10 protein-coding genes are annotated in these 8,593 nt (G+C 47.5%); 4 read left to right on the top strand and 6 right to left on the bottom strand.

Annotated features, from left to right (window positions below; all coding sequences use genetic code 11):
• Positions 1–114: 114 nt before the first annotated feature.
• Entirely contained in the window at positions 115–495 is a 381-nt protein-coding gene (locus O3C58_09125; protein ID MDA0692016.1) for a response regulator, read from the bottom strand.
• Positions 496–795: 300 nt separating this feature from the next.
• On the opposite strand from O3C58_09125, the gene purE reads away from it, so the two are divergent.
• From purE to O3C58_09105, 4 genes are all read left to right on the top strand, one after another.
• The gene (gene purE / locus O3C58_09120) at positions 796–1,314 is read left to right on the top strand and encodes a 5-(carboxyamino)imidazole ribonucleotide mutase (GenBank protein ID MDA0692015.1); all 519 of its coding nucleotides are present in this window, start codon (positions 796–798) and stop codon (positions 1,312–1,314) included.
• Positions 1,292–1,954, top strand: a complete 663-nt coding sequence (locus tag O3C58_09115) for an L-threonylcarbamoyladenylate synthase (protein ID MDA0692014.1) — start codon at positions 1,292–1,294, stop codon at positions 1,952–1,954. The genes purE and O3C58_09115 overlap by 23 nt, the downstream gene beginning before the upstream one ends.
• A 73-nt stretch (positions 1,955–2,027) precedes the next feature.
• The gene (gene acpS / locus O3C58_09110; protein ID MDA0692013.1) at positions 2,028–2,405 is read left to right on the top strand and encodes a holo-ACP synthase; all 378 of its coding nucleotides are present in this window, start codon (positions 2,028–2,030) and stop codon (positions 2,403–2,405) included.
• Between the two features lie 104 nt (positions 2,406–2,509).
• Positions 2,510–3,451 carry a lysophospholipid acyltransferase family protein gene (locus tag O3C58_09105; protein ID MDA0692012.1) on the top strand — a complete coding sequence of 314 codons (942 nt, stop codon included), beginning with the start codon at positions 2,510–2,512 and terminating at the stop codon, positions 3,449–3,451.
• A 12-nt stretch (positions 3,452–3,463) separates the two neighbouring features.
• On the opposite strand, the gene O3C58_09100 is transcribed toward O3C58_09105, so the two are convergent.
• From O3C58_09100 to flhA, 5 genes are read right to left on the bottom strand one after another with little or no spacing between them, the layout of a single operon-like run.
• Positions 3,464–4,261 carry a FliA/WhiG family RNA polymerase sigma factor gene (locus O3C58_09100; GenBank protein ID MDA0692011.1) on the bottom strand — a complete coding sequence of 266 codons (798 nt, stop codon included), beginning with the start codon at positions 4,259–4,261 and terminating at the stop codon, positions 3,464–3,466.
• Between the two features lie 24 nt (positions 4,262–4,285).
• Positions 4,286–4,528, bottom strand: coding sequence for a hypothetical protein (locus O3C58_09095; protein ID MDA0692010.1), 243 nt, complete (start codon positions 4,526–4,528; stop codon positions 4,286–4,288).
• Positions 4,525–5,391, bottom strand: a complete 867-nt coding sequence (locus tag O3C58_09090) for a MinD/ParA family protein (GenBank protein MDA0692009.1) — start codon at positions 5,389–5,391, stop codon at positions 4,525–4,527. Before O3C58_09090 ends, O3C58_09095 begins: the two co-directional genes overlap by 4 nt.
• Positions 5,392–5,418: 27 nt before the next feature.
• The gene (locus O3C58_09085; GenBank protein ID MDA0692008.1) at positions 5,419–6,510 is read right to left on the bottom strand and encodes an AAA family ATPase; all 1,092 of its coding nucleotides are present in this window, start codon (positions 6,508–6,510) and stop codon (positions 5,419–5,421) included.
• Positions 6,500–8,587: a flagellar biosynthesis protein FlhA gene (flhA, locus tag O3C58_09080; GenBank protein MDA0692007.1), complete on the bottom strand. Its 2,088-nt coding sequence runs from the start codon at positions 8,585–8,587 to the stop codon at positions 6,500–6,502. Before flhA ends, O3C58_09085 begins: the two co-directional genes overlap by 11 nt.
• Positions 8,588–8,593: the final 6 nt, after the last annotated feature.

The following is an 8,593-nucleotide window of genomic DNA, read 5'->3' as shown; positions in this document are numbered from 1 at the left end:
GCCTGTGCGCACAGCCTGGAAAGGCTGTGCCACTTAAAAGCAAAAACCTGTAAAACTTAACTCGCTGACGGATTTTTCTCTTTTTCAGCAACCTGCTAGAGTCCTAAATTCTACTCATTTCGAATCAGTTACCGCTTTTATTATCTTGTATGACAGATTGCCGCAGTTTAATTCTCTTTTACACAAATAATCGAAAGCACCCCGGCGAATCAGTTCCGCAGCCAGATCATTATCCCCGTAGCCGGTCAGGAAGATAAACGGGGTGTTAACGCCAGCTTCACGGGAAAGCATGAAAACATCCAAGCCTGTTACACCGGGAATGACATAGTCAACTATTGCACAGTCATAGGAATTGGATTTTAGTTTTTCCAACCCCTCCGAAGACGAAGCCGCTTCATCGAGGTCAATCTGCAAATTAGATTTTTCGAGCAGATCCTTTATAATAAGACGATCTTCAGAATCATCTTCAATCAATAAAACTTTGAGAGTTTTCACGTATATCTGCCAGTGTTATCAATAATTTTTAGACTTACCAAAAAATACCATTTGATTATGCACAAACTTCCTAGTAAAACAAATTTTTCAGGTTTGATTTTTAGTAAGAAACAATACGCGTTTCTTTCAAGTCCACTTGTAAATTCCGTTTTTTGACTTAACGGTCACGAAAAAAACTGAACTGATATCACCTGGGTTGGAGTCCTTCCTTGATCCCCCGGAAAAAACTTGCTATAAATTCAGTTCCACCCCTGTCTCTGGGTATTAAATAACCAACATTCATTTGAGGAGACTCCCGGATTGAGCAAACCACTTGTCGGTATCATCATGGGCAGCGATTCAGATTTTCCAGTCATGGAAGAAACCAGCAACATTCTGAAGCAATTCGGCGTGGAGCATGAGATTCTTGTGTCCTCAGCCCACAGGTCCCCGTCTCGAACGAGAAGTTACGTCAAAAAAGCAGAAAAAAATGGCGTTAAAATTTTGATCGCAGGCGCAGGAGCCGCAGCCCATCTCGCGGGATCGATCGCCGCCGAGAGCGTATTACCGGTTATTGGCGTCCCTGTGGATTCCAGCCCCCACAAAGGTCTGGATGCTCTATTGTCAACCTCGCAAATGCCAGGAGGCGTGCCGGTCGCAACGATGGGCATCGGAAAATCCGGAGCCAAAAACGCAGGCCTTCTTGCCGTTCAAATACTGGCGCTGGAAGACAGCAAGCTGCGCTCAAAACTAATTCAATACAAAAAATATCAAGCCAAAGAAGTGGAAATCAAAAGCCGTAAGATCCAAACCGCTCATGCCCAAAATAATAAAGATTGACTTCGATAACGAGACCGTTTTCCAGGCTCAAGTCGTAAAAATAAAACGGGTCCTCAACCTTGGGGGAGTGATCGCTTTTCCAACCGATACTTTTTACGGTCTTGGAGCCAATCCTTTCCACAAAAAAGCCCTTTCCAGGATTTTTAAAATCAAGCAAAGGCCGGAAGATAAACCGTTGCTGGTATTAATTAGCACCATCCATCAGGTGAGTATTCTGGCCTTGGAAATTAATCCAACAGCAAAAATTTTAATCAAGAAACTTTGGCCGGGCCCGTTAACGATTTTATTTTCCGCCCACCCTCATTTGCCGACCCAGTTGACTGCAAATACAGGTAAAATAGGAATCCGTCAGCCGGGTAATGAACAGGTCCGCAAACTCTTGGCAGGAATTGGTTATCCCATAACCGCGACCAGCGCCAATATCAGCGGATCTGCAAATGCCACGACTGCGGAAGAAGTACAGGAAACGCTCGGGTCCCAGGTGGACCTGATTATCGACGGAGGCCCCGCAACCAGTGGAAAGGAATCCACCGTTCTGGACGTAGCCCTGTCGCCTCCCCTCATCGTTCGAAATGGGGCGATGTCCAGGGAAGAAATCGAAACGGCCCTGGAAATGCCCTGCATTTCTGTTCCCCAATAAAGGATTGGTTTCAGTTCACTGGATTTGCAATAATACGATTTTCTCAGATTCTCTTTGATACCCGGAACCTTTTATGATCATCGGAACAGGAGTAGACATCGTCGAAGTGGCCCGAATAAAAAAGTCCCTGGAAAAATATGCGACCCGGTTTGAAGAAAAGATTTTCACAGCGAACGAAATCCTTTATTGTCAAGCGAGGGCCGAACCCAGCATCCATTTTGCCGCCCGTTTTGCCGCCAAGGAAGCCGTGATGAAATGTCTGGGAACAGGAATGGACCAGGAAGTATCTTTCAAGGACATTGAGGTCACCAATACGAAAACCGGAAAACCTCTGGTAACTTTGTCCGGAAAAGGGAAAGAAATAGCGAAGCAATTAGAAATCAAAACCATCCATATTTCCCTGTCGCATGACAACAATTACGCCATAGCTCAAGCCATCGCAGAAAGTTAAGAACACACTTCGCTATCCGTGAATCTCAGAATGCGCTCCTTTAATCCGTTAGAACTCATGGTTGTCCGCCAGCCATTACCCAACACCTTGAAACCTCACGGATCATGTCCAGAAAAAAAACATTCCTCAATAAGCTAAGGCATCTTGTCGAGTATGGAGGAATGGAACTCCTTTCCCTCGCCGTCCGCCCTTTTTCTGCCTGTGGGGTTTATCATATTGGCCGAACTCTGGGCAGGTTGCTCCACGTATTTTCTGAGAAGAGAATTCAAGTCGCCATGACCAATCTCGATATCGCCTTTGCAGATTCAAAATCACAGCAGGAAAAAAAACAGATCATCCGCCAATCCTTCATGCAGATGACGATTTCCGCCCTGCAGTGCCTGTGGCTCCAGCACGACACCAAAAAACGCACCTACCTACTGTTTCCAGAGGTTCCAGAAAACCTGCACATTCTTACCGATTGTTTACAAAAGAACAAAGGGGCATTTATCCTGATGGCCCACTACGGTAACTGGGAAGCCATGGCGATGTACAACGGCTATATTGGAGCCATGCACCTATACTCCATTGTCAGGCGACAGGACAACCCGTATTTGGAAAAAGCCACTTGCGATTTTAGAACCCGCTCCGGCAACGGCATATTTTTTCGGGACGACTCCCCTCTCAAGATCGTCCGCGCTTTAAAAAACAATTCCTGCGTCGCGGTGATGATGGATCAAAATACCGCTGTGGGCGGCGTTTTTGTCGATTTTTTTGGGAAAAAGGCGGCCACTGCCCGGTCTGTCGCCTTATTGAGCTACAAAATGAACACCCCTATCCTGCCCATCTTTGTTCATCCCAATAGCAATGGCACCTACACAATAGAAATTCAACCCGAGCTGAAGCTGGAAAAAACCGGAAATAAAGAAGAAGACGTTTTAAGCTGGACTCAGGAATGCCAAAAAGTCATCGAGTCCGTGGTCAGGAAACACCCGGAGAATTGGATGTGGGTGCACCGTCGCTGGAAAACCCGGCCACCAGAGGAAAGAGGAAATAAAATCTATTAAATCAAGAAGAGGCTACATTTCTTCGGCGATCAAGGATTTGAGTTTGGTTCTAAGGCGAAATACCGCTTTGGAGTGAATCTGCGAAACTCGGGATTCTGTAATACTAAGAACCTCGCCAATTTCCCGCATGGTGAGTTCTTCATAATAATATAAAGAAATCATAAATTTTTCTTTCTCGGGAAGCTGGTCGATAGCTTTGGCAATGATTTCTTTCAGCTCAGTGAGACGGTGTTGCGTCTGCGGATCGGCGTCCCCCTTCCCTGCCAGACAGTCCAGAAGACTTTGCTGCTCTCCCGTATCTTTTGCGATACCAAGATCCTCAAGACTCAGAACCGGCATGCTTCGGGTTTCATTAAGGACATCAAAATAATCATCCATTTCCATACCCATCTCGGCGGCCACCTCATCGTCTTCAGGGGGCCGTCCCAGCTTGCTTTGCATTTTTTGGACGACGGCATCCAAAGAGGCGGCTTTTTGTCTGACCGAGCGGGGAACCCAGTCCATTGAGCGGAGTTCATCAAGGATCGCTCCCCGCACCCGAAATTCGGCATAAGTTTTAAACTTGGCCCCACGGCCGGGATCATATTTCTTAATCGCATCGATCAAACCCAAAACACCGACGCTGATCAAATCATCGACCTCAATATGAGGCGGCAGGCGCATCGCAATACGATTGGCGACATACTTGATCATTGGCCCATATTCCTGGTTAACCTCATCCCGGTTTTCGTGGGAAATTTCGATTTCCTGCAAAACCTGAGGCTTTCCTGAACCACCTGGTTTCGTTATTACATGGGGTTTTTCAGCCATTCAAAAATTCTTTCGTTACTTTTTTCAAACTGGTTCATCCAGATTAGCTTCCTTGGGGATTTTCTCATCCTGGGGTTTTTCATCCGTATCCTGCATTATCATAGAACCCAAAGCCCAGGCGACGCCTCCAAAAAGCAAAGCGGCTTCTATCCCCCGGACAAATGCAGTCGTCAACCGGGAACCACTGAATACACTCCCAAACGCCAGAACTGCAAAGGACAAAAGGGCAAAGGATACGGCCATTTTTTTAATTTGAAACTTAGTCATTGGATTTGGAACGTACTTTTCCAAAAGAAAGGACGGTCGCCCTCTACCGTTTCCAGCCTTTTTTCATAATCAATTTTTTCCGCTAGCGTATGGAGGCATTGGCTGAATTTTGAGTACGGGTATAAATCCATCACAGCCTTTTGCTGGCGAACGGCCCTGGGAACATTGGGGTCGGACAAAATAAAACCAAGGTATTCTACAGATACGTTTCTTAAAAACTTATCCGTCACGGCAGATAAATTACGAAATACGGATTGCGCTTCTCTTTCCGAACTCACGGCGTTGATGACGAGCCGGAAATGTTTTTGTGCGTGCTTTTGATGCAAGACTTTAATCAAGGCGTACACATCCGTCAATGAGGTGGGTTCTGTGGTGGCGACCAGGATAATTTCATGGGCGGCGCTACAAAAATACGTGACATTGGCGGATATTCCGGCGCCGGTATCGAAAAAGAGAAAATCGTAGCCTGAGCTGATCTTGTCCAACTCGTCCATGAGAAGCATCTTCTTCTCGCTTTCCAGCTGAGTCAGCTCCTGCAGACCATCGCCTGCGGGAAGGACAGTAAGGCCTCCGGGCCCTTTGACGATGATATCCTCAACATTTTTCTCGCCCGACAACACATGCCCGATATGATATTTGGGCGTCAAACCGAGCAGAATATCGATATTGTTAAGGCCAAGGTCTGCATCAACGACCAATACCTTCTTGCCTCTTTTTGAGAGTGCGTAAGCCAGGTTAGCGACAATGTTGGTTTTTCCAACACCACCCTTACCGCTACTCACAGCCATCACCCTGAGGGATGAGTTTCTCATTTCATTGCGTACAATTTTTTTTAACGTGGATGCCTGATCTCCAAAAGCCAAGTTTTCGTTCCCCAATCTATATGGAATTTAATTAAAAATCAATTTAATTACCTTTTCCTTGTTGGCAATTTCAATGTCCTCTGGAACTCTCTGTCCCGTAGTAAAATAAGAAAAAGGAATCCGTGTCCGCAGTGAGAAATTAAACAACGAACCAAAACTCATTCCTTCATCCAGTTTAGTAAATAGTACGCGGTCAATTCCCAACATGGAAAATTGTTTCATGGACTCCTGCAAAATTTTTTCCTGAGTCGTGACACTCAGCACCAATTGAGTTTCCACGCTCCCCAACTCATTGAGCATCACCTTGAGTTGACCTGAATAAGCCTTATCCTTATGACTTTTCCCCATCGTGTCGATCAAAAGAAGATCCTTATCGGCATGTTTCTGGACAAGTGCCTTTAGTTCCTGGCAGTTGCGTACTGTTTCTACCGGAACTCCCATGATTTCCCCGTACGTTTTCAATTGGTCGATGGCTCCTATCCGGAAGGTGTCGAGAGTCACCATCGCCACCTTTTTCTTCTTCCGCAAGGCAAAATCTGCAGCAATCTTGGCGATCGTGGTGGTCTTCCCCGCTCCGGTGGGTCCGACAAAAATCACCTTTTTGGTTCGTTTCCCCTCCAGCTTGATTTCACCATCACAAAGCAGAACCTGCTTCATCAGATCAACAATTTCCTGACGCTCCGAACGGAAATTGCGGTTATCCGCTGAACTCCCCCTGGAGGCTTTTTCGATTATTTTGGATGCCAGCCGCTCGTCCACCCCCCCTGCCACCAAACGCGAATACGATTCCACCTGGTGGCTTTTCAACCCCATAGTTTGCGCCCGTTCCGTCCGGCTCAACAATGAAAATATCAGGGTCTTCAGATCCAGGTCGTCCTCTTTTAAAGAAAGGGTCTTCTCATCATTCCAGGGACCACTTTTGATAGCCACTTGTTCTTTACTTTCTGGGGGTTCAAAAGCCGCAGTGATTTCCACCCTGGCGTAATTTCCCACCTTGCCAAAAGTCGTGCCTGGTTTCAGGGAACGGGTACTTAAAACCAGAGCATCCTCCCCAAGTTCTTGCTTCACCCTGGACAGGGCCTCGGAATAACTATTTGCCAAAATTTTTCTAATTCGCATTGATATTCACCACTCGCAACGTCTTGATCTGAACGGAAGGCGTCACTTCGTTGTGCGACAAAATCACCAGATCCGGAAGGAATCTCTCTGTAAATCGCCGCAGATGGAGACGAATGGATGGCGACGCCAACAAAATCGGGGATGATTCCAGCCTGGGCGCCAATATTTCCATAGCTTCTTTGAGCCTCGCCAATAGTTTCTCTGCAATGCCGGGTTCTAATGCCAGAAAAGACACCGACTCCGTTCTCTGTATGGACCCTTCGATGATGCCCTCGATCCCCCGGTCCAGGGTCATGACGGACAGGGTTCCATCTGCCGACTGATACTGTTTGGTGATGGGCCGCGCCAGCGCCTGGCGGACAAATTCAGTCAGAATATCCGTATCCTGAGTCGATGGAGCATAATCCGCCAACTGCTCCAGAATGGTACGGAGATCGCGAATGGTAATTTGCTCTTTCAGAAGATTCTGTAACACTTTTTGCACTTTGCCCAGGCTGAGCAGGTTGGGGATGAGTTCCTCCACCACCTTGGGATTGGATTCCTTGAACTTATCCATCAGAGCCTGGGCTTCCTGACGGCCCAAAAGTTCGTGGCCATGGCGCTTGATGGTTTCCTTGATATGAGTGGTGATCACCGTGGCGGGATCGACGACCGTATACCCGGCCATCTGCGCTTCCTGCTTGGCGCTGGTAGGAATCCATACCGCCGGCAATCCGAAAGTCGGTTCCTGGGTTTTGATGCCTTCGATTTCCTTTTCCGTTGTTCCGGGGTTCATGGCCAAAAGACGGCCCATCATGATACTTCCTTTCGCCACTTCCACGCCCTTGAGCACAATGGCATAATCACTGGCTTTCAATTGCAGGTTGTCGCGGATATGCAATGGGGGAACAATAAATCCCATCTCCAGGGCAAATTGTCTGCGGATGGATTTGATACGATCCAGAAGCTCGCCATTGCGGTCCGCATCTACCAGGGGAATCAGCTCATACCCGACCTCAAGCTCCATGATATCGAGAGGCAGGATGGACTCCACCCGTTCCGGGACGGGAGCCCTGGCTTCATCATCTATTTTTTTCAATTTTTTTGCATCACTAGTCTGGATATCTTTTAATCGGATAAAAGCTACAATCCCGGTAAGCAGGCTTAGCAGAAAAAACGGAAAATGCGGCAGTCCGGGAATCAGACCGAAAAATAACAAGCATACAGAAGCGATTACAAATGCGTAGGGTTGATTGAGCAACTGCCCCATGAGCTCGTAGGGAAGACTTTTATCGGAAACCGCACGCGTGACCACAAGACCCGCCGCCGTGGAAATTACCAGCGCCGGTAATTGCGAAACCAGACCGTCGCCAATGGTAAGCAAGGTGTAGTTCTGGGCAGCCTCCGCCACATCCATGCCCTGCTGGAGCACGCCTATACTGAACCCGCCGATGATGTTAATCAGGGTAATGAGTATTCCGGCAATGGCATCCCCCCGTACAAACCGGATGGCACCGTCCATAGACCCATAGAAATCGGCCTCCCTTTCCAGAGTCTGCCTGCGAAGGCGGGCATCCTGATCGGTGATAATTCCTGCATTTAAATCGGCGTCAATACTCATCTGCTTTCCCGGAATCGCATCCAGGGTAAAACGCGCCGCGACTTCCGAGGTCCTGACGGAACCTTTAGTAATAACGATGAAATTGATCATGACCAGGATGATAAAAATAACTGTCCCGACCGCATAATTTCCACCAACGACAAAGGAACCAAAGGATTCGATCACCTGTCCCGCTGAAGCAGGGCCTTCACTGCCATGCAATAATATGATTCGGGTGGTGGCCACGTTGAGTGACAAGCGTAAAAGGGTCACGATCAGCAGGAGAGACGGGAAAATGGAAAATTCCAAAGGCTCCAGCATGAAAATAGAGACCAGTAAAATAATGATGGCGAAAGTGAGACTGAAGGACAGCAGGATGTCTAGAAAAAAAGTCGGAATCGGCATGACCATAACCGCCAGAATCCCCACGACTCCGACAGCCACGACCAATTCCTGAGGTCTCTCCATTATTAAGCTAAAAGGGTTTACCTTTGCCATGTGTCA

It is taken from the genome of Nitrospinota bacterium (assembly GCA_027619975.1).
In the GTDB taxonomy this organism is placed as follows: Bacteria; Nitrospinota; Nitrospinia; order Nitrospinales; family VA-1; genus JADFGI01.
This window is presented reverse-complemented; position numbering and strand designations above follow the sequence as displayed.